This is a genomic window from Hyphobacterium sp. (assembly GCF_043584775.1).
GTDB lineage: Bacteria > Pseudomonadota > Alphaproteobacteria > Caulobacterales > Maricaulaceae > Hyphobacterium.
Genome location: NZ_CP121327.1, coordinates 2,287,883 through 2,313,788, shown reverse-complemented (window position 1 = coordinate 2,313,788; position 25,906 = coordinate 2,287,883). Strand labels below are relative to the sequence as shown.

Genomic DNA, 25,906 nt, shown 5'->3' with positions numbered 1-25,906 from the left:
TCGTCAGGACATTTGGCACAGAAGGTGTCGTAGATTAGCGGAGCATGGGCCTCGTCTGGTTGGTTGATATTAGGCGGCGATCTTGCGGTGTTGCAAGCGTCGATGTTCGAGTGTCTGTCGCTTGATCTTTTCACGTTGTTTGATGATGGCAGGAGCCCTGCCGAAGTGTTCCCCGTCAGCACCTATGGCACAGAATTGGGGTTGTGATTTAAGGAGGATTTGGTTCTCGTCGTAATGACGAAGGAATGAAGATGAGAGCCAAATATACAAAGTCCAAAAAGCCTGCAGATCGTGTGGTAAAGGACATCCGCCGGGCGACGCGGCGGCACTTCTCGGCTGAAGACAAGATCAGGATCGTCCTGGAAGGCCTGCGCGGCGACGACAGCATCGCCGAGCTATGCCGCAAGGAAGGCATTGCGCAGAGCCTGTATTACACATGGTCGAAGGAGTTCATGGAGGCTGGCAAACGCCGGCTTGCCGGTGACACTGCGCGTGCAGCCACCAGCGCCGAGGTCAAGGATCTGCGCCATCAGGCGCGTGATCTGAAAGAATGCGTGGCTGATCTGACATTGGAGAACCGTCTGCTCAAAAAAAGCATGATTGCGGATGGGGGAGACGGCGTATGAGATATCCTGCAGCTGAGAAGCTCGAGATCATCAGGCTCGTCGAGCAGTCCCACTTGCCTACCAAGGTCACGCTTGAGAGGCTGGGTATAGCGCGGCGAACCTTCTATCGCTGGTATGACCGGTATCTGGAAGGCGGACCCGAAGCGCTGGCTGACCGGCCATCGACGCCGAGCCGGGTCTGGAACCGCATTCCCGAGAACGTCCAGCAGGAGATCGTCGACCTGGCGCTCGAACACAGCGAGCTATCCCCCAGAGAGCTGGCTGTGCGGTTCACCGACGAAAGGCGCTACTTCGTGTCAGAGGCCACGGTCTATCGCTTGCTGAAGGCCCATGATCTGATTACCAGCCCGGCCTATGTGGTGATCAAGGCTGCCGATCGCTTCCATACCCAGACGACCCGGGTGAACGAGATGTGGCAGACCGATTTTACCTACTTCAAGATCATTGGTTGGGGCTGGATGTATCTGTCGACCGTGCTCGACGATTACTCGCGCTACATCATCGCCTGGAAGCTGTGTTCGACCATGAAGGCCGAGGACGTCACCGACACACTGGATATGGCTCTAGAAGCCTCGGGTTGTGAGCACGCTCACGTCAAGCACAGGCCGCGTCAGCTGAGCGACAACGGTCCCAGCTACATCGCTGAGGAACTGGCTGACTACCTTGGCAAGAACGGCATGGATCATGTTCGCGGCGCACCCTTCCATCCGCAAACCCAAGGCAAAATCGAGCGGTGGCATCAGACCTTGAAGAACCGCATCCTGTTGGAAAACTACTTCCTGCCCGGCGATCTTGAGGCGCAGATCGAAGCCTTCGTCGATCATTATAATAATCAGCGATATCACGAGAGCCTGAATAACGTCACGCCTGCCGACGTCTACTTCGGCAGGGCTCCTGCCATCATCAAACAACGTGAAAAGATCAAGCGACAGACACTCGAACATCGACGCTTGCAACACCGCAAGATCGCCGCCTAATATCAACCAACCAGACGAGGCCCATGCTCCGCTAATCTACGACACCTTCTGTGCCAAATGTCCTGACGACGGACAATCGACAGATCATACAGGGCGCGCGTGGGGGCGCAGGTCATAGAAAGGAAACTCATGTGCGGAATTATTGGGATTGTGGGTGGAGGCCCAGTTTCCGAAAAGCTAATAGAGGGATTGCGGCGTGTTGAATACAGGGGTTACGACTCGGCCGGAATCGCCGTCGCCGATCAAGACGGGCGTGTCGAACGATGCCGTGCAACCGGCAAGCTGAGAGAGCTTGATCGGGCTCTTGTCCTGCATCCGATCGATGGTGTCAGCGGCATAGCGCATACGCGCTGGGCGACCCATGGTGCCCCGACCGAAGCGAATGCACATCCCCATAAATCTGGACGAGTTTATATAGTCCACAACGGCATCATCGAGAATTTTCGCGAGCTTCGTGAGATGCTCGAAAACGCTGGCCGCACCTTCGAGACTGAAACCGATACAGAAATTGTTGCTCAGCTGATCGACTTGGAGCTCGAGCGCTCTGGAGATCCAAGGGCTGCGTTTGAGGCTGTGCTGAAACAGTTGAGAGGAACATTCGCGCTGGCTGTTTTAATTGACGGTGTGCCTGACCTGATAATGGGCGCTCGCGAGGGGGCTCCATTGGTGATTGGCTTCGGGAACGGCGAAAACTTTTTCGGATCGGATGTTCAGGCGCTAGCTCCGTTTACTCACCGTGTCGCTTATCTGGAAGAGGGTGACTACGCTTTTGTCCGAGGTAATGAGGTGGAGATTTTTGATTGTGCAGGCGCGCCGGCGCATCGGCCAGAAAAAGTCGTCGAACATGCCGCCGCGCTTGTTGAGAAAGGAAATTATCGGCACTTCATGGAGAAGGAAATACATGAGCAGCCAGAGGTTATCGCCCGCACGCTGACCCATTATGTAGATCCTTTGCGCCTTTTTGTCCGGCCCTTCGACCAAATTGATTTTACCCGATATGACCGCGTCATCATCGTCGCCTGCGGCACCGCAGGCTATGCGGGCCAAGTCGCCGGCTATTGGATCGAACAGTTTGCAGGCCTTCCTGTACGCAATGAGGTGGCGTCTGAATTTCGTTATAGAGAGCCTGCGGTGTCCAATCGGGACCTCGCTCTGTTCATTTCCCAGTCCGGTGAGACTGCCGACACCCTTGCTGCGATGCGCTTTTGTAAGGAGCGTGGCCTGACCGCTGCGGTGATCGTAAATACTGCTCACTCCACCATGGCGCGCGAGGCCGACATCGTACTTCCGACGCTGGCCGGTACAGAAATTGGTGTTGCGTCGACCAAGGCGTTCACTTGCCAGCTCACCGCTCTCGCCATTCTGGCGATTGGTGCCGGCAAGTTGCGAGGAGTAATCGACTCCACCCGGGAAAGGGAGCTTGTGTCCGGATTGCTCGAAATGCCTCGCGATGTCTCGAAAATCTTAGAAATGGAGGATGGGGTGAGGCGCGTTGCAGCGGAAATTTCTAACTCGCAAAGCGTTCTTTTTCTCGGGCGGGGAGTGTACTATCCGATTGCGCAAGAGGGCGCTTTGAAACTGAAAGAAATTTCCTACCTGCATGCCGAGGCCTATGCGGCCGGTGAACTGAAACACGGACCGATTGCGCTCATTGAAGAGGGCGTGCCGGTCGTCATGATCGCGCCACACGACCACCTTTGGGATAAGACAATGTCAACCATACAGGAAGTCCGCGCCCGCGGAGCCCGCGTGATTCTTGTCACCGATGCGGCGGGCATGGCCCGCGCCGACACCCAGCGCGAAAGCGTTATCCTGCTCCCGGACTTTTCGCCGATTGCTGGTCCGATCGTGACTGCTGTAGCGGTTCAGTTGCTCGCTTATCATGCCGCTGTCTACAAGGGGACCGATGTGGATCAGCCGCGGAACCTGGCCAAATCGGTGACTGTCGAATAGCGAAACCATTTGTGAGTTGGTAAGCGGTCAGCGGCACACGTATAGAGCGGACACTCGCTGGTAGCTTTGCGAAAGCCGGAGACCCTTGCTAATGACCGAGATGATTCCCTTTATCGACCTGGGTGCTCAACGCGACCGTTTGCGCGCTGAGCTTAACGTGGCGGTAGCCGAAGTCCTCGATTCCGGCGCTTTCGTGCTGGGGCCTCAGGTGAGCGAATTGGAAAGCCGCCTTGCAGAGTTTGCCGGCGCACCGCATGGTATTGCCTGCGCGAATGGAACCGACGCCATTGTCCTGCCGCTTCTGGCGATGGGCATCACTAAGGGCGACGCGGTTTTTGTGCCCTCCTTCACATTCGCGTCGTCGGCGGAAGTCATCCCGTGGACTCGCGCCACCCCAGTATTCGTCGATGTCGACCCGCTTACCTACAACATGGATCCTGAAAGCTTGAAGGCGGCGGTCGAGATGGTGAAGGCCGAGGGCAGGTTGCGTCCGGCCTGCGTCATTGCGGTCGACCTGTTTGGCCAAATGGCCGATTATCCGGCGATCAAGGTGATTTGCGAACAGCATGGGATGAAGCTCATCTCTGATGCGGCGCAGGGCTATGGTGCTACACTAGATGGAAAACATTCCATCGAGTGGGCCGACGCACTGACCATCAGCTTCTACCCCGCTAAGCCGCTGGGCTGCTATGGAGATGGCGGCGCGGTTCTGGTGAAGGACGCCGAAATGCGCGACCTGATCAAGTCTTACCGTGTCCATGGCGAGGGCAAAGCGCGTTACGAATATGCCCGGATTGGCCTCAATTCACGTCTCGACACGATTCAGGCCGCCATCCTTTTGGTGAAACTCGACGTATTCGCTGAGGAACTCACCCTGCGCCAGAGGGCGGCCGACATCTATAATAAAGGCCTGAAAGACGCTGTAAAAACGCCTCAACTTGCACCCGGCGCAACTTGCACCTGGGCACAATACACAATCGAAGTAGATAATCGCGAAGCCTTCCGATCTTACCTGTCGTCGCACGGCGTTCCGACCGCAGTTTATTACCCCATCCCGTTGCACATGCAGCCGCCCTACGCAAGCTATCCGGTCGTTCCTGGCGGCTTGCCGGTGACGATGAAGAAGTGCGAACGGGTTGTGTCCCTTCCCATGCACGCGGACATTCGCAGCCAGGACCAGCAGCGCGTCGTTGAGGCCATTCAAGCGTATACAGCCGAGCAGGCGGCGCGCTAATTTCTTTATCGAACCACTTGATGGCAGATGCTGTTTTATGTGCTCTTTGATTCGAGTCACGGCTGAGCTCATGCTTGCATCCGAAACAACAGGCTTTTGATTCAAATGCAGCACCAAACTTGGCTCATGTCAGTCGCACTGCTGAAACGTTTTGGATAATTTGGTGAAACGAGGTCTGTTGGGTTAGTCGGGCATCGCAGCCCAGGCGATGAAATGCCCGTTTAGATAGCCGTCTGCGGCCTTTCCGTAGAGAAACGGTGATCCGTTGGGTTTTGTAACAGCACCGCCTGCTGCATTGAGGACGGCGTGACCAGCGCCGGTGTCCCATTCCATTGTTGGTGCGAAGCGGGGATAAATATCAGCTGCGCCCTCCGCTATCCGGCAAAATTTGAGAGAGGAGCCCGCTGATATAGTCTCAGCCACTCCATGTTCTTCGACAAAAGCACGCGTCCGGTCGTCTGCATGGGATCGACTCATAACGGCAACACTGCCGCCGGCAGGTGGTGATTTTCGCGTTTGGATAACCGAGAGAGCTGCCGCGCTAACCAAACTGCCAGGTGTAAGTGCGCCTGAAATGGCTGTCTCTCCGCCGAGATAAATTTGCTCTAAGGCAGGTGCATAAACGCAGCCGGCGGCAGGCTGTCCTTTTCGGATCAACGCAATATTCAAAGTGAATTCACCATTCTTGGCGATAAACTCTTTTGTGCCATCAACGGGATCAACAAGTAGGAAGACATCATCGATTTCTGGCCGCACGCCCGCGGCGAACTGTTCCTCAGCGAGTACAGGAATGCCAGGGCAAACCGATTTCAGAGCTTCAATTATGACCTTTTCGGCGCGCATATCGGCTTCGGTGACAGGTGACCGATCGGCTTTCTGCTCTGGAGTGAAGTCGGTTTTATAAACCTCCATTACCGGTAGCGCAGCTTGGGAGCAGATCTGGCCAAATTCGAGTGCCAGCGCGTTCATGGTTTTAGTCAAGGAAATCTCCTAGGGGCGGGGCAGGTAGTCTAGAAAGATCAGCAGGCTTACTATTCGCTTCTAGTAGACCAGAAAAATGGCGAGGCCCAGCCGAATATTGGCTCAATAAACATGTGCCGGCGCAAAATATTCTGTAGGAGTCTGCCCGTTATAAGGGAATGTGGTGTTGGCCGTTCCGGTTGATTCAAGCTATCGAGCTAGGCAAGAGTGGTTGAGAATTAAAGGTTAGGGGTTCTAAGCGTGGCAAAAATACTCATTGTGGGCGGTGCCGGCTATATCGGATCACATGTATGTCGGGCGCTCGCGGCGCGCGGCGACCTACCGATTGTATTTGATAATCTTTCATCCGGCCACGAGCATGCTGTTAAATGGGGGCCCCTTGTGCGCGGCGATATCAGGTCGTTTGCTGAGCTCGAACGGGCATTTTCCGAACACCGCCCGGATGCTGTAATGCATTTCGCTGCAAATATCGAAGTGGGTGAAGGACAAATCTATCCGCGTGCCTTCTGGGACAATAATGTTGGCGGCGTCATAACACTTTTGAACGCCATGGAGCGGGCTGACATCAAGCCGCTGGTTTTTTCCTCGACATGCGCTGTTTATGGTGAGCCGGAGATTGTTCCGATCACAGAGAAGGAAAAATGCGAGCCGGTCAGCGTTTATGGCCGTACAAAGCGCGCTGTGGAAATCATGCTGTCGGATATCGCCGCAAGAGACGGTGTCCGCTTCGCGGCGCTTCGCTATTTTAACGCCGCCGGCGCCAGCCCCGACGGTGATATTGGCGAGGAACATGACCCAGAAACGCATCTTATTCCGAACGCGCTGAAAGCAGCGGCAGGACTGGGAGGGGGGATGAAGTTGTTCGGCGCCGATTACGCGACGCGCGATGGCACCTGCGTGCGCGATTATATTCACGTTCTTGACCTTGCGACAGCGCACCTGGCGGCTCTCGATCGTGTCATGGCAGGACCGGGAGGCTTTTTCTGCAATATTGGCACAGGCAATGGCGCGAGTGTACTGGAAGTGTTATCCGCTGTGGAACGGGTAACCGGTCGGCCAGTGCCGTTTGAAAAACACGCCCGGCGCGAGGGCGATGCGCCTGAATTACTTGCGGATATTTCCTATGCGCGGAGCTGGTTAGGATTTTCGCCGCAATTTTCTGATATTGAGACGATCATTGACGACGCCTGGCGGTTTCATAAAAAAGCATGGGGCATTAGCTAATAGGCCGTACATCCGGCCCGCGTGTTAAAAGCTTAATCGGCGACCAGGTCATCGCGCGAGATATGGTAAATGAGCTGACGGTTCTTTTTTTTTGAATTTCACGCCTTGCTTTGAAAATCATGGGAAGGCCACGAAAAGCATCGATGATTGCGTTAAACGTGCATTTAAAACGGTCGTGGTAAATACTGCGAATGAGAAAAGCTATATTTGCAAGAATCATCAGCGGCGTTGCTAGCCAAAGCATGAGAGGAGGCGCGTTTTTAAACCAGACCCAAATCCGATTTCGAGTGCCATGATAGATTGTAAATTCGGAGCGTCGCCCGGATATGCCCGAGCCAACGTGGGCAACAATCGATTGGCTTGAATGGACGCATTGCGCGCCTTGCAGCCGAAGCCGAAAAGCTAAATCTACGTCCTCAACATAGCAAAAAAACTGCTCATCAAAACCACCAGCATTAACAAACGCGTCACGTCGATAAAAAGCGGCGGCAGCACAGGGACCGAAGATATATCCGTCAAATTTTGGCGCTTTTTCAACCGGCCAGCCATAACCGCCGCGCCAGGCTAAGCCGAGAGGCGAGAAAACATCGCCGACACCATCGAGCTTGGCCGGATTAGGCTTCGATATTTGCGTGCACCCTACCATTGCTACGTTATTGGTTTCACCGCAGCGAAGGGCTTGCTCTAACCAATCTTCTGCGGGTGCTGTATCGGGGTTTAACATTGCAATCCAGGGAGCCGTCCCCAGGGCGGCGCCCTGATTGCAGGCCTTTGCGAACCCCACATTCTCGTCATTTTCTATGATCGTAAATCGATCATCGTCTGTCGACATGAGCTTTATGGATTCGTCGGTCGAATTGTTATCGATCAGATAGACGTGAAACGAGGTCAGCGTCTGGTTCTTGACCGACGCGATGCACTCCTCGATGAAGGCGCCTCCATTGAAATTAACAATGACGATATCCACGAGTGGCTGGCTCGCCGTTTTCTCCATCCTGAATCAACTCCCCCGCAATCAATCAGCAATCACAAACAACCTCATCCACAACTTAGTGTGGGGCCACGCTTGGCAAGTCAATGCAGATCGCTGCTGTGTTATGCTGGCATTTGTCATAGTTGGGCCGCTAAATCCTTGCTACCGTTTTGTTCTGCGATTTATGAGATGTGATCAGGTAAAAGCTCTGCATGAAAAACAAGAAACAGTATTTTGGCACAGATGGCATTCGTGGAACCGTTAATTCCCCGCCCATGACGCCGATGCTTGCTATGCAGCTTGGAATGGCGGCGGGGCAATATTTTAAGCGTCGGGGCGATCACCGACATTCTGTCGTGATCGGCAAAGATACCCGTCTTTCAGGATATATGATTGAAACAGCACTCGTCTCGGGTTTTACCGCTGTGGGGATGGATGTCTTTCAGTTCGGGCCTATCCCCACGCCGGCCGTTGCTCAGCTAACCCGATCGCTTCGGGCAGATTTGGGTGTCATGATAACGGCGTCTCACAACCCCTATTATGATAACGGCATTAAGCTTTTTGGCCCTGATGGGTTCAAGCTCTCAGATATAGCTGAAACAAAAATCGAAGCACTTATGCAAAAGCAGGCAGACATTATGCTCGCAGAGCCGCATCGTTTGGGGAGGGCAACACGAATTGATGACGCGCAGGCGCGATATGTGGAAATCGCAAAAGCTACCTTTCCTCGGGATATGACGCTTTCAGGGCTTCGTATCGTTGTTGATTGCGCCAATGGTGCAGCTTACAAAGTGGGCCCTACGGCTTTTTGGGAGTTAGGCGCGGAAGTCATTGATATTCATACAGAACCGGATGGTTTCAACATAAACCAAGAATGTGGAGCAACCGATGCAGCCTCGCTTGCCGCGAAGGTTTTGGAGACCCGCGCTGATATCGGAATTGCTTTTGATGGCGATGCAGATCGGTTAATCATTGTTGATGAGCGCGGAAAAATTATTGATGGAGATCAAATACTTGCCCTTATTGCCTCGGAGTGGGCGTCGGCGGGAAAGCTTCGCGGAAAAAAAGTTGTGGCAACGGTTATGTCCAATCTGATGCTGGAGCAATTTCTTCATACAAAGGGGCTTGGACTTGAGCGGACAGATGTCGGTGATCGATATGTCGTTGAGCGAATGCGCGAGCTGGACGCAAATCTCGGAGGTGAGCAATCAGGGCATATAGTGCTAAGCGATTTCGCAACAACCGGCGATGGCCTGATCGCGGCTTTTCAGTTGCTCGCCATATTAAAACAAAAAGATCGGTTGGTTAGCGAAAGCTGCAAGGTGTTTGAGCCAGCACCGCAAAGAACCGAGAATCTGGCAGTGTCCAATGGTTCGGCGGTTTTAGCATCCGAGAGTGTTAGAAAAGCAGTACTGAACGCAGAAAATGAGCTTGGAAAAAATGGTAGAATTCTTGTGCGAGCTTCAGGTACTGAGCCCGTTATTCGGTTGATGGCCGAGGGAGATAAGAAGGCCTGCGAGAAGGCCATCAATATCGTATCAACTGCTATCAGACAGCATTCGCCATGATGCGTCCAATGTTGATAAGGGGTTGATTTCGTGATTTTGCGATCGCGCTCCGCCATTTTTTACCCAGCCTGCGGGTTGGTCGCGGCTGCCATGATATTCTTGCCGCTTTTAATGGCCGGACAACAGCAAACTCAACGGGTTCAGGATATCATTGACAATGGCATCGTGGCAGAATTTGACCGGTTGCAATCACTCGTGACCGGCCCTGGAATAACATCCTCGATAGCGTTTGCCGCGCACGGTGGCCAAACCGTAATTGTGACAGCTGAAAACCGATTGGGTGATCCTAATATTACACCATCTGCCGGTGGTTTCTTTCCATTAACGCGCCGTGAGCTAGAGGTAATGCAGGGGCACGTCCTTCGTGTGCTGTTTTTTATTGAAGCCGCCCCTGGAAACGAAGCTAGTTTGGTTAATGTTGGAGTCTTTCAACGGGGGATCGGGCAGAATGGATGGCAAGTACGAGACATCCAGTCTCACAATGAACCAATTATTGTCACCGTCACGCCACCTTTATGCGATGCAGAATATACCTTTTTCGGGGTTTGGCCGGCCGCTTTAGGTGAGCAGGGTTCTGTGCAGCTAAATGAGATACGCATAGAGATGCTTGATCCTATCGATTGTGACGACCAACCGTGACAGCGTCTATGCGGATTATCGTAACCGGAGCGGCCGGTTTTATCGGCTCCCATGCAGTCAAGGCGCTACTCCAAGCGGGCCATTCGGTGCTGGGCATCGACAATATGAATGAATATTATGATTCGAGATTAAAAAGTGATCGGTTGGCGAGTATTGGAGATAATAAAGATTTCCGGTTTGAGAAAACAGACATAACCGATCATAGAAAAATCGCCGAATTATTTTCCAACTACGCCCCTGAACGCGTCTTGCATTTGGCTGCTCAGGCAGGCGTTCGATATTCAATGGAAAGCCCTTTTTCTTATATAGAATCAAACCTTAAGGGCCATCTTTCCATCCTTGAGGCGGTTCGCAACACTCCATCTGTCAAACATCTGGTTTATGCATCGTCCAGCTCGGTTTATGGAAACGATACCATTGCTCCATTTTCAGAAAATGACCGAGCTGATAAGCCAATTTCGCTCTATGCAGCAACAAAACGGGCCGACGAGCTTCTGAGTGAAAGCTATTCGTCTCTCTATAAAATTAACCAAACTGGGCTTCGTTTCTTTACCGTATACGGTCCTTGGGGGCGCCCGGACATGGCATATTGGATTTTTACTAAAGCAATTCTCGAATCCAATCCTATCAAGGTATTTAATGGGGGGAATTTAGAACGCGATTTTACTTACATTGATGATGTCGTTGATGTTCTAGTTAAAATCGTTGAAGATATTCCAAAAAATAATCAGAATCGAATATATAATATCGGTGGGTCTCGGCCGCGGCCCCTTCGGGACTTCATTGAAGAGATCGCTTTGGCATGCGGAAAGCCCGCTATTTGCCAATACTACCCAATGCAGCCGGGTGATGTCTATCGTACATATGCTGATCTGACGAAAATTTCCAAAGATTATAATTATGAAGCGCGGGTTGGTATTGAAATTGGTATTCATAGTTTCGTCGATTGGTATCGAGGATATTATAAAATATAATTTTTGGACGTAGCTTGAGCTCTGTTCGTCATGCACGATTTTTTGACAGGTTCTTATGCCGCTTTGTCTAAGAGTAGTTGACCGGGTGCTGGGCTTAAACGATGATACCCAAATGGGGTAGAATGCCGACGTTATTATAGCCGGCTTCGTGGGGCGTTGTGATGTTGCGTGTAGGAATTGTTTTTCCGTTTGCCGGCGATTTTCGAGACGTTGAGCGAGCGCTTAAATCAGCATTAGTTTTGGTTCAATCTGAAACCAAGGATTGTGTGTTTTTAAAAAGAAGTGAGACTAATATCGGAACCTTCGAGGTTGCAACGGAGTCGGCTGAGGCGCTTGGTCTTATTGAAACGAACCTGCGCTCGCGGTTTGGGCGACGCTTTGTGATTCGCAGGTATGCTCAGGGGGCAGTGTAAGCGGTTCACCTGTCCGATTCTTTGTGCGTAAAAACTTAGTGGTTAATCCATCACTTGAAGTTTCAGCCAATCCAGTTGAATTTAAAGGGACATGTCTAATTCCACTGATCCCATGGCGCAGGCTATCTCGCGGCTTGATCGCGCTTTGACGCAAGTCGAGGCCCGGCTGAACCGCTTACAGGCGACAGCGCGCGAAAGCGGCGATGCCGATGCAGATCGTGCCCGTCTGGCCGAAGAGCTCGACAAGGCCCGCGCCAGCGAAGCGGCCATGACCGCCGCCGCGGAAGATGCATCGAAAGCGCTGGGCGACGCCATCGCCGAACTCCGCGCCGCTGCGAATGCCGCCGAAGCGGCTGTGGAGGCCGATAATGGGTAAGGTCTCTGTCACGCTGAATGGCCGCGCCTTCACCATTGGCTGCGAGGACGGGCAGGAAAGCTATCTGCGCGAACTGGCGCGGCATCTCGACACTCATGTCACGGATTTGTCCAAACAGGTCGGCCAGATCGGCGATCTGCGCCTTCTGTTGATGGCCTCGCTTGTCGTGGTCGACGAATTGAAAACCGCCCAGAACCGGCTGGAAGCTCTGGAATCCCACCTCAACCGGCTGAAAAGCGAGACCAGCGCCACACCGGCGGAATCAGCCGATGCGGACGGGCTGGTCGAGGCGCTCAATGGCATTTCCGAGCGGCTGGAACGGCTGGCCACAGAGGATGCCTCTTGAGGATCGGGGCGGTGAGGTCCACATAGGGAATTGGCGGTCTCTGCGACACTCGTCAGGACTTTAATTCCCCGCGGCCTTACATCTCGTCGAGGGAGCTGCCTCTGATTGGGATCGTGGTCCCTGATACGCGGCGCCCACCTACACTCGTGGGTTCGATGGGAATTTACAAAGTCCAACGGTGATTGTGGGGCCGCTGCATGTTTCTCAATTGGCGAAAAAACCGGGCAAGAAAAGCTGCATTGTCGCGCCGCAAGGCTGCGTACGCGGCCAACCCGGATGCCGCCAGCGTCCTCGTCTCGAATTTTCCCGACGAAATCTGGCCCGGCGTGGGTGAGGTCGTGGCCGGGTATTGGGCGACCCATTCCGAAATCGATGCCATTCGTCTGATCGAGACTTTCCACTGCGAACAGGCCCGGATTGTCCTGCCGCGGGTGATGGGCCCTGATCGGCCACTCGACTTTCACGCCTGGCATCCGGAAGACGAGCTGAACATCGGCGCGCACGGCATTGCCGTGCCGAAAGCCAACGCCACACGTCTGTCGCCGAAACTGGTTCTGGTGCCGCTCCTCGCCTTTGATGAACGCGGATACCGGCTGGGCTATGGCGGCGGCTATTATGACCGCACGCTGGAAGCCCTGCGCGCTGCAGGCCCGATCACGGCGGTGGGGCTCGCCTTCGCGGCACAGCGTGTGAAGAAACTGCCCGTACAGCGTCATGATCAGCGGCTTGATTGGATTATTACCGAAAAAGGGGCATATCGCTTCGCCTGAGCAAAGAGGCATTTATTATGCGGATAGCGTTTTTCGGCGATGTGATGGGCAAGGCGGGGCGGCAGGCCGTGCAGGAATACCTGCCGGGCCTTATTGAATCGCTCTCCCTCGACTTCGTTGCCATCAACGCGGAAAACGCCGCGGGTGGCTTTGGCATCACCGAGCGGACGGCGAATGAAATGTTCGATTCCGGTGCGGATGCGCTGACACTGGGCAATCATGCCTGGGACCAGTCCGAAGCCCTGTCCTATATCGAACGCGAACCGCGCCTCTTGCGTCCGGCAAATTATCCGCCGGGCACGGCACCGGGGCGGGGCGCTGGCGTGTTTCCGGCGAAGAATGGCGCGATGGTTTTCGTGATGAATGTCATGGGCCGATTGTTCATGGACCCGCTGGATGATCCCTTCGTCTCGGTTGAAAAAGAGCTTTCGGCCGCGCCGCTGGGCGAGGTGTGTGATGCCGCGCTGGTCGATTTTCACGGCGAGGCCACATCAGAGAAAAATGCCATGGGCTATTTCTGCGATGGCCGCGCCAGTCTCGTCGTAGGCACTCACACCCACATTCCCACCGCCGATCATCGGGTCTTGCCGCAGGGTACCGCCTACATCACCGACCTTGGCATGACGGGCGACTATGATTCCATCATCGGCATGGACAAGGAAGAACCCATGCGCCGCTTTACCACGCGCATGCGGTCGGGCCGCTTCTCGCCCGCCGAGGGCGAAGGGACGCTGTGCGGTGTGGTGATCGAGACCGATGACCGGACCGGCTTGTCAAAATCCATCCACCCGATCCGCATCGGTGGCATCCTGCATCAGGCCGAACCGGCACTCTAGAGCGCGCCCTTTCCGGCCGCTTTCCAGTCTTTCAGGAAGGCGTCGAGCCCCTTGTCGGTCAGATCGTGCTGGATCATGGCGTCAAAAATCTTTGGCGGCAGGGTGCAGGCATCCGCCCCGGCCAGCGCCGAGCCCTCGACATGCGCCATCGTCCGGATCGAAGCGGCGAGGATATAGGTCGTATAGCCGTGCTCGTCATAGAGCGTGCGGATATCCTTGATCAGGCCGAGCCCGTCCTGTCCGATATCATCCAGCCGCCCGATGAAGGGTGAAACGAATGTTGCGCCCGCCTTGGCCGCGAGCAGGGCCTGCGTCACCGAAAAGCACAGCGTCACATTGGTCGGATGCCCCGCCTCGGTCAGCGCCCGGCAGGCTTTCAGCCCGTCGACGGTGAGCGGCAGTTTGACGACGATATTGTCATGGATGGCACGCAGCTTCTTGCCTTCGGCGATCATCGTCTCGGCATCGGTGGCGACAACCTCGGCGCTGACCGGACCGTCGACGGCTTCGCAAATGGTTTTCAGCCCCTCGAAGAAATCGCCCCCGGCCTTGGCCACGAGTGACGGATTTGTAGTCACCCCATCGACCAGTCCACCCGCTGTGCGATCGGCAATCAGACCGGCATCGGCGGTATCCAGAAACAACATCATGGCGGCATCTCCTCTTGTATTGTCTCCCGGATATCGCCTGCCGGTGAAGGAAACGTGACGAGACGGCTTGGAGGATGCACCTCACATGCGCTAACTAGCCGCCAGAGCAATTCACGCCGCCCTTCGGGGCGTGCCACAAACGGAGGCGACCGGACATGGCCGGACACTCGAAATGGGCAAATATCCAGCACCGCAAGGGCCGTCAGGACAAGGCGCGCGGCAAGCTGTTTTCCAAACTGTCCAAGGAAATCACCATCGCCGCCAAAATGGGCGGCCCCGACCCGGACATGAATCCGCGTCTGCGTCTGGCCGTGGCCAACGCCAAGGGCCAGTCCATGCCCAAGGACAATATCCAGCGCGCCATCGACAAGGCTTCCGGCAATGATGTCGATGCCTATGAGGAAATCCGTTATGAGGGCTTCGGGCCCGGCGGCGTCGGCATCATAGTGGAGTGCTCGACCGACAACCGCAATCGCGCCGCGTCCGATGTGCGCACGGCCTTCTCCAAGAATGGCGGCAATCTCGGCGAAACCGGTGCCGTGGCCTTCATGTTCGATCAGGTTGGCGAGATCCGCTATTCCGAAGAGGTCGCCGACGAGGACGCCATGTTCGAAGCCGCCATCGAAGCCGGTGGCGAGGATGTCGCCTATGAAGACGGCGATGAGGATGAAGGCGAGCCGGGTCAGCGTATTGTGTTCTGCGCCCGCGATGACCTCAATGAAGTCTCGGCCGCCCTGCAGGAAAAGCTCGGCGAACCGAAATCGGTGAACATCATCTGGAAGCCGCAGACCATGACACCGGTCGAGGCCGACAAGGTCGATACGGTGATCCGCCTCCTGGAAGTCCTCGATGATCTCGACGACGTCCAGAATGTTTACGCCAACGCCGACTTCCCGGACGAATAGGCGTGCAACCCGGCCTGACTTTTCTCGATGCGGTCAATATCCCCTCCGGTTCCGGCACGGGGGATGACCGCTACGGATTTGATGAGGGTGCGGGTACGGCCTGGGTTGTTGATGGCGCTACCGATGTCGGCACAGCCCGCTTGTTTCCGGATATCGGCGCGGATGCGGACGCGCCCAATTTTGGCTGGGAAAGCGATGCCGCCTGGTATGCGGACCACCTGTCCGAGCGTTTCACCCGGCCGCCGGAAACGCATGAAAGCGCCAAAGCCTATCTGGAGCGCGTGATCACCGACGTCACGGCCCGCGCCCATCGCGACGCCGTGGTGTCGTTCAACGCGCAGCCCCGCCATAACTTTCCCAGTGCCGGCGGAATCTGGATGCGGCGGCAGGAGGATGTACTGGAATTTGCCGGGCTGGGCGATTGCGTCGCCATTGTCCGCACAGGCGGCCACACGCAATTCATCGGCAATCTGGACATGATCCGGGCCGAGCACGCGCTCAATCGCAAGCAATTGGCCGAACCCGCAGGCAAGGCAGGCGGCTATGCCAGCGCCCGCGAAACCCGCGGCCGGATGAATACGGATGGCGCGCATTGGGTGTTTTCACTCCATCCCGAAGCTGCCGCGCGTGCTGATGTCACACGCGTGCAAATGCGCGGCGAGACCCATGTCCTTTTGATGTCGGACGGCTTTTTCGTCTGGTCGAGACTTACGGGCTTTACGATATCGACAGTCTGATGGCGCGTGCGATGGAGGAGGACAGCCTGCCCGACCTCGCAGCGCAACTCCGCGGTGCCGAGCAGAATCCGGAAGATGATGTTCGCATTGGCCGATTGAAAACATCCGATGATGCCTGCGCAGTGCTCGTCGAAATCAGCTAGTTTTCCGGCAGCTCATACCGCCCGATCACGCCCTCGGTCAGCGAGCCGAGCCAGAGATTTCCTTCATCATCCGGCACCACATTCGCCAGCATGCCAAAGCGGCTGTCGGGATCGTGGAAGCTGTCGAGATAATTACCCTCTTCATCCATGACCAGCACGAAGGCCTTCGTTTCGCCTGGGCGCAGCCAGACCCATTCGGGCAGCTTGGTAATCATCCGCGTCAAGAACGGATTGCGATGGAGAAAGCGCATGATCGGCACGCGCTGTGTATCCATGGCGATGTAGAGCCGGCCCTGACCGTCCCCCAACAGGCCATCCGGAATGCCGGGCAGATTCTCGGCCACGATTTCGAACTCACCGGCGCGCGGGCCCTCCAGCCAATAGCGCGACAAGCGATAGCGATAGGTTTCCAGCACGAAGACGGCGCGATTATCCGCTGACATGGCCACGCCATTGGCGAAATAGAGACCGTCGGCCAGAACCTCCATTTCGCCCGTCGCCGGGTCCAGCGCATAGAGCAGGCCATAGGGACGGTTTTCGGCCATGTCATAGGCATATTGCGGCGTGCCGTCGCCCGCGCCCCAACGATACGAGGCTTCGGAGAAATAGATTGTCCCGTCGGGGCCGATATCGAGATCATCGGCAAAGGCGAGGGGGTGTTCGGTGGCCCCGGTAGAAAGCAGGGTCACCTCCCCGTTTGTCACATTGACTGCGTAAATCCCGTCAATCGCGGCCGCGATCAGGCGGCCTTGCGCATCCCATTGCAGACCCAGCACGGCCGGGCCCGACGTGGCTTGCGCGACGGTCTCGCCGGCCCAGCTCTCCCCGTCCCGCGTCAGCCGGACAATCGAACCGTCATGCTGGCCGGAATAAATGGCACCGTCAGAGCCGATGGCGACATCTTCCGAGGAATGCAGCAGCGGGTGGGAGATCAGCTCCGCCTCGGCAAGGCGTCCGCGCGGCTCCAGAACGCCGGTCAGTTCGGGCGGTTCCGGCTCGTCCCAATAGGCTGGATCAACTGTCGCTGGCCAGGCCAGCCAGACCAGGAACAGACCGGCCAACACCGCCAGAATCATCAAGAACGTGCGCATTTTCCCCACCTCCCATTGATGGTTCAGCCTATCGCTAAAGTCCGGTCTGCGGAAGCACCGCCATTAATTGTGGGAAATCCGCTCGTCGCGCGTTAGGGCAAAAGCCGAATCTCTCTATAGATTTTGCCGACCACAACACACAGGACATGGCCGCCATGACGTCTCTTGATCTCAACACCTTGAAACCCATGGCAAATGCCGTTCGCGCGCTGGCAATGGATGCGGTTGAAGCGGCCAAATCCGGCCATCCCGGCATGCCGATGGGCATGGCCGATGCGGCGATCGTCCTCTGGTCGCGGCATCTCAAATTTGATCCCACCGATCCGGACTGGCGGGACCGGGACCGTTTTGTGCTGTCCGCGGGCCATGGCTCCATGCTGATCTATGCGCTCCTGCACCTCACCGGCTATGCCGATGTGACGCTCGACGAGATCAGGAATTTCCGCCAGCTCGGTTCGAAAACGCCCGGCCATCCGGAATATGGACACACGACCGGTGTGGAAACCACAACCGGCCCGCTGGGGCAGGGCATCTCAACTGCCGTTGGCATGGCGCTGGCCGAGCGCATCCTGAATGCCCGCTTCGGCGATGATCTGGTGGATCACCGCACCTGGGTGATCGCCTCTGACGGCGACCTTCAGGAAGGCATCAGCCATGAAGCCATTTCGCTGGCCGGACATCTCGGGCTCAACCGTCTGATAGTACTGTGGGATGATAATTCCATCCAGATCGATGGCTCGACCGGATTGGCCGAAACCACTGACGTGCTGAAGCGGTTTGAAGCCGCCGGCTGGGCCACCGATGCGGTGGACGGGCATGATATGGAAGCCGTGGATGCGGCCCTCGAACGGGCCAAATCAGCAAGCAAGCCGGTCCTGATTTCCTGTAAGACGATTATCGGTTTTGGCGCACCCAACAAGGCCGGGAAATCTTCCAGCCATGGCTCTCCCCTTGGCGGAGACGAGCTGGCCGCCGCCAAGCAGGCACTCGACTGGCCCCATACCGCCTTCGATATTCCCGAAGACATTCGCGCCAACTGGCTGGCCGTCTCGGAAACCGGAAAAGCCGCGCGCGGCGACTGGGAGTCCCGCTATGAAAACGCCTCCCGCCGCGAGGAATTCGACAAGGCCTTTGTGACCGGACTGACCCCGGAAGCGGCTGCGGCGATGTCGGACTGGCGCAAGACTCTGGCCGCCGAAAAGCCGGATCTGGCCAGCCGTGCGTCATCCGGGCGTGTTCTGGAGCGGCTCGTGCCAGTGATGCCGGAACTGGTCGGCGGATCGGCAGACCTGACCGGGTCCAACCTGACCAAGACGCCCGATCAGAAAGTGATCCAGGCCGGCGCCTATCGCGGCCAGTATATCTATTATGGCGTGCGTGAGCACGGCATGGCGGCCTGCGCCAATGGCCTGTCTTTGCATGGCGGCGTCCGGCCCTATGTCGGCACATTCCTCGTTTTCGCGGATTACTGCCGCCCCGCCATTCGCCTGGCCGGTCTGATGAACCAGCCCGTCACCTATGTCTTCACCCACGATTCCATCGGGCTGGGCGAAGATGGGCCTACCCACCAGCCGGTCGAGCATCTGGCCTCCCTGCGTGCCATGCCGAATGTGCGGGTTTTCCGCCCGGCGGATGCGATGGAGACCGCTGAAAGCTGGGAGCTGGCGCTGTCGCACAAGACGGGCCCCAGCCTGCTCGCCCTCTCGCGGCAGAAACTGCATTTTGCGCGTCAGGATGACGGGTCAGAGAATCTGACCGCGAAGGGGGCTTATGTGCTGCGTGATGCGCCGGATGCAAAAGCCGTCATTATCGCGACGGGCTCGGAGATTGGCATCGCGCTGGAAGCCGCCGAAACGCTGGCGGGCAAAGGCGTGCCGGTGCGCGTTGTCTCCGCGCCCTGTCTTGAAATCTTCCTGGAAGAAGATCACGCCTATCAGAACAGCGTACTGCCGGAGGGCTTGCCGCGCATCGCGGTCGAGGCCGGGCTCCGCTATGGCTGGGACGCGATCATCGGACGCGATGGCGGCTTTGTCGGCATGACAGGCTTTGGCGCATCGGCACCGGCCGAAGCGCTCTATGAGCACTTCGGCATCACCGCGGATCGCATCGTTGAAGAGGTGAAGGCGCGGGTCTAGCCGACCCGTTCCACCACGCCATAGCCAAAGAGCTGGTTCAGCGCCTTTTGCGCTTCTTCCTCGCCGGCCGCCTCGAAGGTCGACAGATCAATCTCTTCACCGTCGAGCACCTTGTCGAGCCCGGCTTCAACCGCGCTCGGGAAGATGAGTTCGCCGCCCGCCGTGATCAGCACCAGACGGTCTTCATCTTCGGCCAGCCGCCAGGGAATGTGCGGCCGCAGGCGGAATTTCGCGCCCGGTGTGGTCGCCGCACCGCGTCCCGTGATCGCGCCTTCGGAATAGGGTGGGCGTGAGCGGATGAAATTGTCGACGAAGAGGTCAAACGCGCCTTCCATATCGGCTTCCGCGCCTATTTTCTTGACCAGCGTATCGAAATGCGCCTGCGCGATGGATCGGTCGAAATCGGCCCGCGCATAGCCTGCTGGCAGCGACTGACGGAATTCCGGATGGCGCAGTGCCACTTCCGAGACGGCTTCCAGCATCAGATCGGCCCAGGTTTTCACGATCATGCCGACCGTAATGTGCAGGCTGTCGGCCGAGCCCTGCGCCTGTGCGTCATGCATCAGACCGCGCGGCACATAGGCGCAATCGCCGGCCTTCAGAACAAACTCCTCGACGAGCTCGCCGGGCTGCACGTGATCGGGATTGAAGCCTTCCCCGCGATACGGCTTGTCGACACTCTGGTCGTACAGGCGCCAGAGTTTCTCGCCCTCGACCTGCAGGACGAAGACATCATGGTCGTCATAATGCGTGCGGAAGCCCTGATTGTTCGGCGGCGTCAGATAGATATTCGTCTGCACATGGCAGGAAAAAATGGATTCCATCGCCCGGCAGAAACTCTTCAGGCCCAGATCGGCCTGGTGCAATTGCGGCAGGATCAGCGTGGCGCCTTCCTGATAGAGATTGGCGACCGAGCCGCGATCGGCAAATCCGTTGGCCAGCACAAATTGCTCGCGGGAGATTCGCGGTTCGGCGCGGGCCATATCCAGATCATCGCCGTGAAAATCCCGGCTGGCGAGCAGGGTGTCGATCTTGGCGACGGACAACAAATCCTTGTACCGGTCCGGCTCGTCGCGAGAGACGATCAACGCTTTCTGCTCGAAATAGGTTTTGTGGAAGTCCTCAGCCCCGTTCGGGCCAATGCAATAATCCAGAACGTCCTGTCCCCAGGGATGGTCAGCCATGATAACTCCCACATAATCCGTGATTTCGCTACGCCCCGGCATAGCGATAGGGGCCTGATGACGTCATCAGGCCCTTATAATCATTACCGCTGATTTCGGCAGCGTCCATAGCCGGTTGAAGGCTGGCGGCCTTTGGTCGCATACGAATGTCACCCGCGCCGCAATGGGCCTCGGGATGGCGAAGCGCTGCGTTCCGGAACTAGCAGCGATCACCCTGGCCCACCGGATCGGCATATGTGCCGGTGTCGCTGTCCGTGCAATTACGCCGGCCCCGGCCGCCTCGTCCATTGCCGAAGGGGTCCGCATATGTGCCGGTATCGCGATCCGTGATTCCGGTATTGCGCCCACCACCGCGCCGGCCGCTCCGGCCATTGCCGACCGGATCGGCATAAGTGCCGGTGTCGCTATCGGTGATTCCGGTATTGCGGCCACCACCCCGGCGTCCGCCGCGTCCATTGCCAACAGGGTCGGCATAGGCCCCGGTATCGCTGTCGGTAATGCCGGTATTGCGGCCATATCGGCCGCGCCCATAGCCGGCAGGGTCCGCATAAGCGCCGATATCGGCATCGGTGATGCCGGTATAGGATCCGCTGGTGGCACAGCCGGTCACCAGACCGGCCGCACCTGTGGCCACACCGACCCCGGCGACGCGGGTCAGAAAGGACCGGCGGCTCAGCTTCGTTTTCTTGGCCATGGAGGCCTCCTGTATTGCATATGTGACGGAATGATCGCTGGGCAGTTAGCAGCGATCCCCTCTGCCAATCGGATCGGCATAGGTGCCGGTATCCGAATCGGTACAGCGGCGGCGTCCACGGCCATTGCCGACCGGATCGGCATACGAACCGGTATCGCTATCGGTCAGCCCGGTGCGCCGTCCGCCCCGGCCATTGCCGGCGGGGTCGGCATAGGTGCCGCTGTCACTATCGGTGATGCCGGTACGGCGGCTGCCCCGTCCATTGCCAGCGGGATCGGCATAGGTGCCCGAATCGCTGTCGGTAATCCCTGTGCGGCGGCTGCCGCGGCCATTTCCGGCCGGATCCGCATAGGTGCCAGAATCACTGTCCGTCACGCCGGTCCGGCGTCCGCGTCCATATCCGACGCGGTCGGCATTGCGCCCGCTATCGCTATCCGTCACGCCCGTGCGGCCATATCCCACCCGGTCGGCATAACGTCCGGTGTCGGAATCGGTCCGTCCGGTGCGGTTCTGTGCGAGAGCGGCGCCGGTGATCGTGCCGGCCGCACCAACGGCAACGGTGGCTCCGGCCACTGTTGTCAAAAACGAACGGCGGCTGAGTTTGCCTTTTTTGGCCATGATACGGCCTCCCCTGTTGTCTGTTTTCCGGCCAAAGCCGGGACCCTCGCAATGGTAACGTAGACCTGCGCACGGGTCAGGGTCAAACAGGAACAGGCCCTATTTTCAAATAAATCGGGAAAAAATCGGAATATTCATATAAATGAGAAGCATTCGCAATGAGTTTCCGGGAATGATAGTCAATCGCTGTTCTTGCTTATATTCAGGCACAAAAAAACCGGCGGCCCGAAAGCCACCGGTTTCTCTGAAAGTCTGGTACGGAGGACTAGCCGCCGCGACCGCGACCTGCCGGGTCGGAACAACCCGATGTGTCGCTGTCGGTGTAACCGGAATTGCCGCGGCCGTGACCGCTGGCATCCGAGCAACCGCCGGTATCGCTGTCCGTGTAGCCGGTGTAACCGGTGCCACGACCGGCCTGATCGGCGTATGCGCCACCGTCATTGTCGGTGATGCCGGTGCGGCCATTGCCGGCCGGGTCGGAATTGCCACCACTGTCGGCGTCTGTCCGGCCGCGGATCATGGATGCGCCTGCAACGGCACCGACGGCACCGGTGATGGCAACACCACCAACGACGCGCGTCATGAAGGAACGACGGCTGATTTTACCTTTTTTGGCCATGAGAATGGGCCTCCCTTAGAACTGACTGAATAAGCTGCGCATCCCCCGCGAAGCTGATTTCGGAAGCAAGGTATGCGGCTAAATGTCCGATAGTCAAACAGAAACTGGTATTTACTTGGCACATGCAAGTCATTCGCAGCCAAAAACCCCTGCAGGTTGAAAATTGGCGAGAATTTCATGAATTTGATAATCATTTTCAGAAACTACTCTTCCGTATTGAGAATAATTTGCAAGTAATGCCGGTTGCAGGCCGGGGACTGTGCGACCCGCGCGGTTCGGGGCTAGTCTTCCGCCCATGAGCGCAGCGATTCGCATTCTCGGCATCGACCCCGGCCTCCGGCATACGGGCTGGGGCATCATATCGGTCGAGGGGGCCCGTTTGAGCTTCGTGGCCGAAGGCCGGATATCCGCGAAAACCGATCTGCCGCTTTCAGATCGTCTGATGACGATCCACGCCGCGCTCGAAGTGATCATTGCCGAGCACAAGCCGGACGAAGCTGCCGCGGAAGAAACCTTCATGGCGACCAATGCCGCAAGCGCGCTGAAGCTCGGCCATGCCCGGGCGGCGGCCTTGCTGGCTCCGGCCCGGGCCGGTCTGCCGGTGGCAGAGTATGCCGCGCGCCTCGTAAAGAAATCTGTGGTCGGCACGGGCGGTGCCGACAAGGGGCAGGTTGCGGCCATGGTCGGCATCCTGTTGCCGGGCTGCAAGGCAAGGGATGATGCGGCAGATGCGCTCGCCGTGGCGATCTGCCATGCTCACCATCGCACCACACGCAATCTGGGGAGTGCGGCATGATCGGAAAGCTGCGGGGTACGGTCGATGCCATCGGCGAAAGCGAAGCCGTCATTGATGTCAATGGCGTCGGCTATCTGGTCGGCATGGGCGGGCAGGCGCTGGCCCGCCTTACCCAGGGCGCCGAGGTCGAGGTCCATATCGAGACCTATGTGCGCGAAGATGCCTTCAAGCTCTGGGGATTCCTGTCAGAGCGCGAACGGGCATGGTTCGCCCGGCTGCAACTGATCCAGGGCGTCGGCGCTAAGGCGGCGCTGGCCATCCTGGATGCCCTCGGCGTCGACGAACTGGAAAGCGCGGCCGCCCTTGGCGACGCCTCGGCCTTTGGCAAGGCCAAGGGCGTCGGGCCGAAACTCGCTGCCCGGCTCGCACTGGAGATGAAGGACAAGCCCCCGCCCACGGGCCGGGCCTTTGCCTTGGGTTTCAGCGTCGCCGCCCATGCCGGGCTCGCCTCGACCCAGCCCTCGGACACACCGTCCGGAAACAATGCCGCGCGCGAAGAAGCCGTCTCGGCGCTCACCAATCTGGGCTATGCCGAGACTGATGCGCGCCGCGCTGCCGCTGCCGCAAGCCGCACCAATCCGGATGCAGAAATCGCAACCCTGATACGACTGGCCTTGAAGGAATTGTCCAAATGAGATCGCTGATTGCTGCGGCCCTGCTCGCCGCCACTCCCGCTATCGCCTCGGCGGATGTCACCATCCGCTTTATCGCCAATGAAGGCGTCCATATCAGTGATGGCGAAACCGGCGTGCTCATCGATGCGCTGACCTGGAATTCCTATGACGGCACCTATGCCCTGCCATCGGACGAAGCCCGCGCCGCCATGATTGCGGGCGATGCACCTTATGATGATGTCGTGGCGCTGCTCTTCACGCATATTCACGGGGATCATTCAGACCCGGCCGGAGGTGCAGAATTCCTCAACAGCCAGCCGGACGTGACCGTCGCAGCGTCAGCACAGGTCACCGATGCGATCATGAATGGCGAGACAGATCTGGAAGATGGCGCTCTCGAGCGGATCTTTCCGGTCGAGTTGAGTGCGGCCAATCCCGGCCCCTGGCAGCACCCGCTCTTCGACTTCATCGAAGGTGCCTGGGTCTTCCACCGTGAAGGCATCGACAATATCACCTGGCATGTCGAATTCGACGGCATCTCCATCCTCCATCTCGGCGATACCCAGCCGCAACTGGCGGACTTCTCGGTCTGGGATGACACAGAGTTTGACGTCATTCTCTATCCCTACTGGTTCGCGCAGATGGAAGAGGGCGTGGCCTTCCTCGATTCGCGGCCCGATGCCCGCGCCATCGCCTTCCATATTCCCGCCACTGCCACACCGCTGACCATTCAGGCCGGCCTTGGCGACCGCGAAGTCTTGTTCGGCGAGGTCAGCAGTGTGGTGATCGAAACCGAATGACGGACGCGCGCGACATATCCCCGGAAATCCAGCCCGAGGATGGCCGCGACAAGGCGTTGCGGCCCCTGTCCTTTGCGGAATTCGTCGGCCAGCCAGCGGCAATCTCCAATCTCAAAGTCTTTGTCGAGGCGGCGCGCCGCCGCGATGAAGCGCTCGATCATGTTCTGCTTTCTGGCCCGCCGGGGCTGGGCAAGACGACACTCGCGCAGATCGTCGCCAAGGAGCTCGGGGTCAATTTTCGCGCGACCTCCGGTCCGGTGATCGCCAAGGCCGGTGATCTCGCCGCAATCCTCACCAATCTGGAACCGCGCGATGTGCTGTTCATCGACGAGATCCACCGGTTGGCCCCGGTCGTCGGGGAAATTCTCTACCCGGCAATGGAAGATTATTGCCTCGATCTGGTGATCGGCGAAGGACCGTCCGCCCGCACCGTCCGCATTGATCTGCCACCCTTCACCCTGGTGGGCGCGACGACGCGCGCCGGTCTTCTGGCGACACCGCTGCGGGATCGTTTCGGCGTGCCGGTGCGTCTGGAATTCTACGATACGGCGGAGCTCGCGGGCATTGTCGGGCGCGCGGCGAGCAAGCTGGGTCTGTCCATGTCGGACGATGGCGCAACAGAAATCGCCCGCCGGGCACGGGGCACGCCGCGCGTTGCAGGCCGATTGCTCCGCCGGGTGCGGGACTTTATCGAAGCCGATGGCGTCGCGACGATTGACGCTGCCGCCGCTGACAAGGCACTGAAACGGCTGGAGGTCGACGAGATCGGTCTCGACAGTCTGGATCGCCGCTATCTCAATGCGCTGACCGGCCATTTCGGCGGCGGGCCGGTGGGCCTCGACACGCTGGCCGCCGCGCTCGCCGAAGCCCGCGATGCGCTGGAGGATGTGGTCGAACCCTTCCTCATCCAGCAGGGCTTTATCCAGCGCACACCGCGCGGCCGGGTTGCCGCCGCCCGCGCCTGGTCGCATCTCGGCCTCAACATGCCGCAATCCTTGCAGAATACGCTGTTCGACGAAGGCAAATAGCG

At 57.8% G+C, this 25,906-nt stretch carries 28 protein-coding genes, 1 other RNA gene and 1 pseudogene; 21 read left to right on the top strand and 9 right to left on the bottom strand.

Going from position 1 to position 25,906, the window contains the following annotated elements:
• Window positions 1-69: 69 nt before the first annotated feature.
• Window positions 70-168 (bottom strand): annotated as a pseudogene (locus P0D52_RS11675) (pyruvate, phosphate dikinase); the annotation flags it as partial.
• An 83-nt stretch (window positions 169-251) separates the two neighbouring features.
• Between P0D52_RS11675 and P0D52_RS11670 the strand changes: the two are divergent.
• From P0D52_RS11670 to P0D52_RS11660, 3 genes are all read left to right on the top strand, one after another.
• Window positions 252-1,603 (top strand): IS3 family transposase gene (locus P0D52_RS11670; protein ID WP_394692830.1). Its coding sequence is split into 2 segments (ribosomal slippage): window positions 252-587 and window positions 590-1,603, totalling 1,350 coding nucleotides; the frame shifts between segments, so codons are not numbered across the junction.
• Between the two features lie 129 nt (window positions 1,604-1,732).
• A complete protein-coding gene (glmS, locus tag P0D52_RS11665) occupies window positions 1,733-3,556 on the top strand; it encodes a glutamine--fructose-6-phosphate transaminase (isomerizing) (protein WP_394692829.1) in 1,824 nt (607 codons plus the stop codon).
• Between the two features lie 91 nt (window positions 3,557-3,647).
• Window positions 3,648-4,790 carry a DegT/DnrJ/EryC1/StrS family aminotransferase gene (locus P0D52_RS11660; RefSeq protein ID WP_394692828.1) on the top strand — a complete coding sequence of 381 codons (1,143 nt, stop codon included), beginning with the start codon at window positions 3,648-3,650 and terminating at the stop codon, window positions 4,788-4,790.
• 183 nt (window positions 4,791-4,973) lie between these two features.
• On the opposite strand, the gene cysQ is transcribed toward P0D52_RS11660, so the two are convergent.
• Complete coding sequence (gene cysQ / locus P0D52_RS11655; RefSeq protein ID WP_394692827.1) at window positions 4,974-5,771, bottom strand: 3'(2'),5'-bisphosphate nucleotidase CysQ; 798 nt, start codon at window positions 5,769-5,771, stop codon at window positions 4,974-4,976.
• A 240-nt stretch (window positions 5,772-6,011) separates the two neighbouring features.
• Between cysQ and galE the strand changes: the two genes are divergently transcribed.
• Entirely contained in the window at window positions 6,012-6,995 is a 984-nt protein-coding gene (gene galE / locus P0D52_RS11650) for a UDP-glucose 4-epimerase GalE (RefSeq protein WP_394692826.1), read from the top strand.
• Here galE and P0D52_RS11645 read toward each other — a convergent pair.
• The gene (locus P0D52_RS11645) at window positions 6,988-7,989 is read right to left on the bottom strand and encodes a glycosyltransferase family 2 protein (RefSeq protein WP_394692825.1); all 1,002 of its coding nucleotides are present in this window, start codon (window positions 7,987-7,989) and stop codon (window positions 6,988-6,990) included. The two genes, galE and P0D52_RS11645, sit on opposite strands and share 8 nt — an antisense overlap.
• A 191-nt stretch (window positions 7,990-8,180) precedes the next feature.
• Between P0D52_RS11645 and glmM the strand changes: the two genes are divergently transcribed.
• From glmM to P0D52_RS11600, 9 genes are all read left to right on the top strand, one after another.
• A complete protein-coding gene (gene glmM, locus P0D52_RS11640; protein WP_394692824.1) occupies window positions 8,181-9,536 on the top strand; it encodes a phosphoglucosamine mutase in 1,356 nt (451 codons plus the stop codon).
• 90 nt (window positions 9,537-9,626) lie between these two features.
• Window positions 9,627-10,175: a hypothetical protein gene (locus P0D52_RS11635; protein WP_394692823.1), complete on the top strand. Its 549-nt coding sequence runs from the start codon at window positions 9,627-9,629 to the stop codon at window positions 10,173-10,175.
• A gap of 8 nt (window positions 10,176-10,183) precedes the next feature.
• Window positions 10,184-11,149, top strand: a complete 966-nt coding sequence (locus tag P0D52_RS11630; RefSeq protein WP_394692822.1) for an NAD-dependent epimerase/dehydratase family protein — start codon at window positions 10,184-10,186, stop codon at window positions 11,147-11,149.
• A gap of 161 nt (window positions 11,150-11,310) precedes the next feature.
• Window positions 11,311-11,562 (top strand): hypothetical protein, encoded by a 252-nt coding sequence (locus P0D52_RS11625; RefSeq protein ID WP_394692821.1) that lies wholly within the window; start codon window positions 11,311-11,313, stop codon window positions 11,560-11,562.
• 91 nt (window positions 11,563-11,653) lie between these two features.
• On the top strand, window positions 11,654-11,938 hold the full coding sequence (locus P0D52_RS11620) for a DUF4164 family protein (protein ID WP_394692820.1): 285 nt from the start codon (window positions 11,654-11,656) through the stop codon (window positions 11,936-11,938).
• Window positions 11,931-12,284: a cell division protein ZapA gene (locus P0D52_RS11615; RefSeq protein WP_394692819.1), complete on the top strand. Its 354-nt coding sequence runs from the start codon at window positions 11,931-11,933 to the stop codon at window positions 12,282-12,284. Before P0D52_RS11620 ends, P0D52_RS11615 begins: the two co-directional genes overlap by 8 nt.
• 34 nt (window positions 12,285-12,318) lie before the next feature.
• A non-coding RNA gene (ssrS, locus tag P0D52_RS11610) (6S RNA) lies at window positions 12,319-12,479 on the top strand.
• A 2-nt stretch (window positions 12,480-12,481) separates the two neighbouring features.
• Window positions 12,482-13,054 carry a 5-formyltetrahydrofolate cyclo-ligase gene (locus P0D52_RS11605; protein WP_394692818.1) on the top strand — a complete coding sequence of 191 codons (573 nt, stop codon included), beginning with the start codon at window positions 12,482-12,484 and terminating at the stop codon, window positions 13,052-13,054.
• Between the two features lie 17 nt (window positions 13,055-13,071).
• Entirely contained in the window at window positions 13,072-13,890 is an 819-nt protein-coding gene (locus tag P0D52_RS11600; protein ID WP_394692817.1) for a TIGR00282 family metallophosphoesterase, read from the top strand.
• On the opposite strand, the gene fsa is transcribed toward P0D52_RS11600, so the two are convergent.
• The gene (gene fsa, locus P0D52_RS11595; RefSeq protein ID WP_394692816.1) at window positions 13,887-14,540 is read right to left on the bottom strand and encodes a fructose-6-phosphate aldolase; all 654 of its coding nucleotides are present in this window, start codon (window positions 14,538-14,540) and stop codon (window positions 13,887-13,889) included. The genes P0D52_RS11600 and fsa overlap by 4 nt on opposite strands.
• 155 nt (window positions 14,541-14,695) lie before the next feature.
• On the opposite strand from fsa, the gene P0D52_RS11590 reads away from it, so the two are divergent.
• Genes P0D52_RS11590 through P0D52_RS11580 form a run of 3 tightly spaced genes read left to right on the top strand, consistent with a single transcriptional unit; the run spans window position 14,696 to window position 16,325 of the window.
• Window positions 14,696-15,445 (top strand): YebC/PmpR family DNA-binding transcriptional regulator, encoded by a 750-nt coding sequence (locus P0D52_RS11590; RefSeq protein ID WP_394692815.1) that lies wholly within the window; start codon window positions 14,696-14,698, stop codon window positions 15,443-15,445.
• A 2-nt stretch (window positions 15,446-15,447) separates the two neighbouring features.
• Window positions 15,448-16,182, top strand: coding sequence for a hypothetical protein (locus tag P0D52_RS11585; RefSeq protein ID WP_394692814.1), 735 nt, complete (start codon window positions 15,448-15,450; stop codon window positions 16,180-16,182).
• Window positions 16,182-16,325, top strand: coding sequence for a hypothetical protein (locus P0D52_RS11580; RefSeq protein ID WP_394692813.1), 144 nt, complete (start codon window positions 16,182-16,184; stop codon window positions 16,323-16,325). Before P0D52_RS11585 ends, P0D52_RS11580 begins: the two co-directional genes overlap by 1 nt.
• Here P0D52_RS11580 and P0D52_RS11575 read toward each other — a convergent pair.
• Window positions 16,322-17,416: an SMP-30/gluconolactonase/LRE family protein gene (locus P0D52_RS11575; protein ID WP_394692812.1), complete on the bottom strand. Its 1,095-nt coding sequence runs from the start codon at window positions 17,414-17,416 to the stop codon at window positions 16,322-16,324. The genes P0D52_RS11580 and P0D52_RS11575 overlap by 4 nt on opposite strands.
• A 146-nt stretch (window positions 17,417-17,562) precedes the next feature.
• On the opposite strand from P0D52_RS11575, the gene tkt reads away from it, so the two are divergent.
• Window positions 17,563-19,551, top strand: coding sequence for a transketolase (gene tkt / locus P0D52_RS11570; RefSeq protein ID WP_394692811.1), 1,989 nt, complete (start codon window positions 17,563-17,565; stop codon window positions 19,549-19,551).
• Here the strand turns inward: tkt and P0D52_RS11565 are convergent.
• The 4 genes from P0D52_RS11565 to P0D52_RS11550 all read right to left on the bottom strand — a co-directional run bounded on the left by P0D52_RS11565 (window position 19,548) and on the right by P0D52_RS11550 (window position 22,666).
• Window positions 19,548-20,735 carry a cupin domain-containing protein gene (locus P0D52_RS11565; RefSeq protein WP_394692810.1) on the bottom strand — a complete coding sequence of 396 codons (1,188 nt, stop codon included), beginning with the start codon at window positions 20,733-20,735 and terminating at the stop codon, window positions 19,548-19,550. The two genes, tkt and P0D52_RS11565, sit on opposite strands and share 4 nt — an antisense overlap.
• A 199-nt stretch (window positions 20,736-20,934) precedes the next feature.
• A complete protein-coding gene (locus P0D52_RS11560) occupies window positions 20,935-21,429 on the bottom strand; it encodes a hypothetical protein (protein ID WP_394692809.1) in 495 nt (164 codons plus the stop codon).
• 45 nt (window positions 21,430-21,474) lie between these two features.
• Window positions 21,475-22,047, bottom strand: coding sequence for a hypothetical protein (locus tag P0D52_RS11555; protein WP_394692808.1), 573 nt, complete (start codon window positions 22,045-22,047; stop codon window positions 21,475-21,477).
• Window positions 22,048-22,312: 265 nt separating this feature from the next.
• The gene (locus tag P0D52_RS11550) at window positions 22,313-22,666 is read right to left on the bottom strand and encodes a hypothetical protein (RefSeq protein WP_394692807.1); all 354 of its coding nucleotides are present in this window, start codon (window positions 22,664-22,666) and stop codon (window positions 22,313-22,315) included.
• Between the two features lie 295 nt (window positions 22,667-22,961).
• Here P0D52_RS11550 and ruvC point away from each other — a divergent pair, with 295 nt between their 5' ends.
• From ruvC to ruvB, 4 genes are read left to right on the top strand one after another with little or no spacing between them, the layout of a single operon-like run.
• The gene (gene ruvC, locus P0D52_RS11545) at window positions 22,962-23,462 is read left to right on the top strand and encodes a crossover junction endodeoxyribonuclease RuvC (RefSeq protein ID WP_394692806.1); all 501 of its coding nucleotides are present in this window, start codon (window positions 22,962-22,964) and stop codon (window positions 23,460-23,462) included.
• On the top strand, window positions 23,459-24,097 hold the full coding sequence (ruvA, locus tag P0D52_RS11540; RefSeq protein WP_394692805.1) for a Holliday junction branch migration protein RuvA: 639 nt from the start codon (window positions 23,459-23,461) through the stop codon (window positions 24,095-24,097). Before ruvC ends, ruvA begins: the two co-directional genes overlap by 4 nt.
• Entirely contained in the window at window positions 24,094-24,876 is a 783-nt protein-coding gene (locus P0D52_RS11535) for an MBL fold metallo-hydrolase (RefSeq protein WP_394692804.1), read from the top strand. The genes ruvA and P0D52_RS11535 overlap by 4 nt, the downstream gene beginning before the upstream one ends.
• Entirely contained in the window at window positions 24,873-25,904 is a 1,032-nt protein-coding gene (ruvB, locus tag P0D52_RS11530) for a Holliday junction branch migration DNA helicase RuvB (protein WP_394692803.1), read from the top strand. The genes P0D52_RS11535 and ruvB overlap by 4 nt, the downstream gene beginning before the upstream one ends.
• Window positions 25,905-25,906: the final 2 nt, after the last annotated feature.

What these genes read in the sequence shown, in the direction of transcription:
- glmS (WP_394692829.1), top strand. Translation starts at nt 1,733, where the DNA reads ATGTGCGGAATTATTGGGATTGTGGGTGGAGGCCCAGTTTCCGAAAAG.
- P0D52_RS11660 (WP_394692828.1), top strand. Translation starts at nt 3,648, where the DNA reads ATGACCGAGATGATTCCCTTTATCGACCTGGGTGCTCAACGCGACCGT.
- P0D52_RS11645 (WP_394692825.1), bottom strand. Translation starts at nt 7,989, where the DNA reads ATGGAGAAAACGGCGAGCCAGCCACTCGTGGATATCGTCATTGTTAAT.
- glmM (WP_394692824.1), top strand. Translation starts at nt 8,181, where the DNA reads ATGAAAAACAAGAAACAGTATTTTGGCACAGATGGCATTCGTGGAACC.
- P0D52_RS11635 (WP_394692823.1), top strand. Translation starts at nt 9,627, where the DNA reads ATGATATTCTTGCCGCTTTTAATGGCCGGACAACAGCAAACTCAACGG.
- P0D52_RS11630 (WP_394692822.1), top strand. Translation starts at nt 10,184, where the DNA reads ATGCGGATTATCGTAACCGGAGCGGCCGGTTTTATCGGCTCCCATGCA.
- P0D52_RS11625 (WP_394692821.1), top strand. Translation starts at nt 11,311, where the DNA reads ATGTTGCGTGTAGGAATTGTTTTTCCGTTTGCCGGCGATTTTCGAGAC.
- P0D52_RS11620 (WP_394692820.1), top strand. Translation starts at nt 11,654, where the DNA reads ATGTCTAATTCCACTGATCCCATGGCGCAGGCTATCTCGCGGCTTGAT.
- P0D52_RS11615 (WP_394692819.1), top strand. Translation starts at nt 11,931, where the DNA reads ATGGGTAAGGTCTCTGTCACGCTGAATGGCCGCGCCTTCACCATTGGC.
- P0D52_RS11605 (WP_394692818.1), top strand. Translation starts at nt 12,482, where the DNA reads ATGTTTCTCAATTGGCGAAAAAACCGGGCAAGAAAAGCTGCATTGTCG.
- P0D52_RS11600 (WP_394692817.1), top strand. Translation starts at nt 13,072, where the DNA reads ATGCGGATAGCGTTTTTCGGCGATGTGATGGGCAAGGCGGGGCGGCAG.
- fsa (WP_394692816.1), bottom strand. Translation starts at nt 14,540, where the DNA reads ATGATGTTGTTTCTGGATACCGCCGATGCCGGTCTGATTGCCGATCGC.
- P0D52_RS11590 (WP_394692815.1), top strand. Translation starts at nt 14,696, where the DNA reads ATGGCCGGACACTCGAAATGGGCAAATATCCAGCACCGCAAGGGCCGT.
- P0D52_RS11580 (WP_394692813.1), top strand. Translation starts at nt 16,182, where the DNA reads ATGGCGCGTGCGATGGAGGAGGACAGCCTGCCCGACCTCGCAGCGCAA.
- P0D52_RS11575 (WP_394692812.1), bottom strand. Translation starts at nt 17,416, where the DNA reads ATGCGCACGTTCTTGATGATTCTGGCGGTGTTGGCCGGTCTGTTCCTG.
- tkt (WP_394692811.1), top strand. Translation starts at nt 17,563, where the DNA reads ATGGCCGCCATGACGTCTCTTGATCTCAACACCTTGAAACCCATGGCA.
- P0D52_RS11565 (WP_394692810.1), bottom strand. Translation starts at nt 20,735, where the DNA reads ATGGCTGACCATCCCTGGGGACAGGACGTTCTGGATTATTGCATTGGC.
- P0D52_RS11560 (WP_394692809.1), bottom strand. Translation starts at nt 21,429, where the DNA reads ATGGCCAAGAAAACGAAGCTGAGCCGCCGGTCCTTTCTGACCCGCGTC.
- P0D52_RS11555 (WP_394692808.1), bottom strand. Translation starts at nt 22,047, where the DNA reads ATGGCCAAAAAAGGCAAACTCAGCCGCCGTTCGTTTTTGACAACAGTG.
- P0D52_RS11550 (WP_394692807.1), bottom strand. Translation starts at nt 22,666, where the DNA reads ATGGCCAAAAAAGGTAAAATCAGCCGTCGTTCCTTCATGACGCGCGTC.
- ruvC (WP_394692806.1), top strand. Translation starts at nt 22,962, where the DNA reads ATGAGCGCAGCGATTCGCATTCTCGGCATCGACCCCGGCCTCCGGCAT.
- ruvA (WP_394692805.1), top strand. Translation starts at nt 23,459, where the DNA reads ATGATCGGAAAGCTGCGGGGTACGGTCGATGCCATCGGCGAAAGCGAA.
- P0D52_RS11535 (WP_394692804.1), top strand. Translation starts at nt 24,094, where the DNA reads ATGAGATCGCTGATTGCTGCGGCCCTGCTCGCCGCCACTCCCGCTATC.
- ruvB (WP_394692803.1), top strand. Translation starts at nt 24,873, where the DNA reads ATGACGGACGCGCGCGACATATCCCCGGAAATCCAGCCCGAGGATGGC.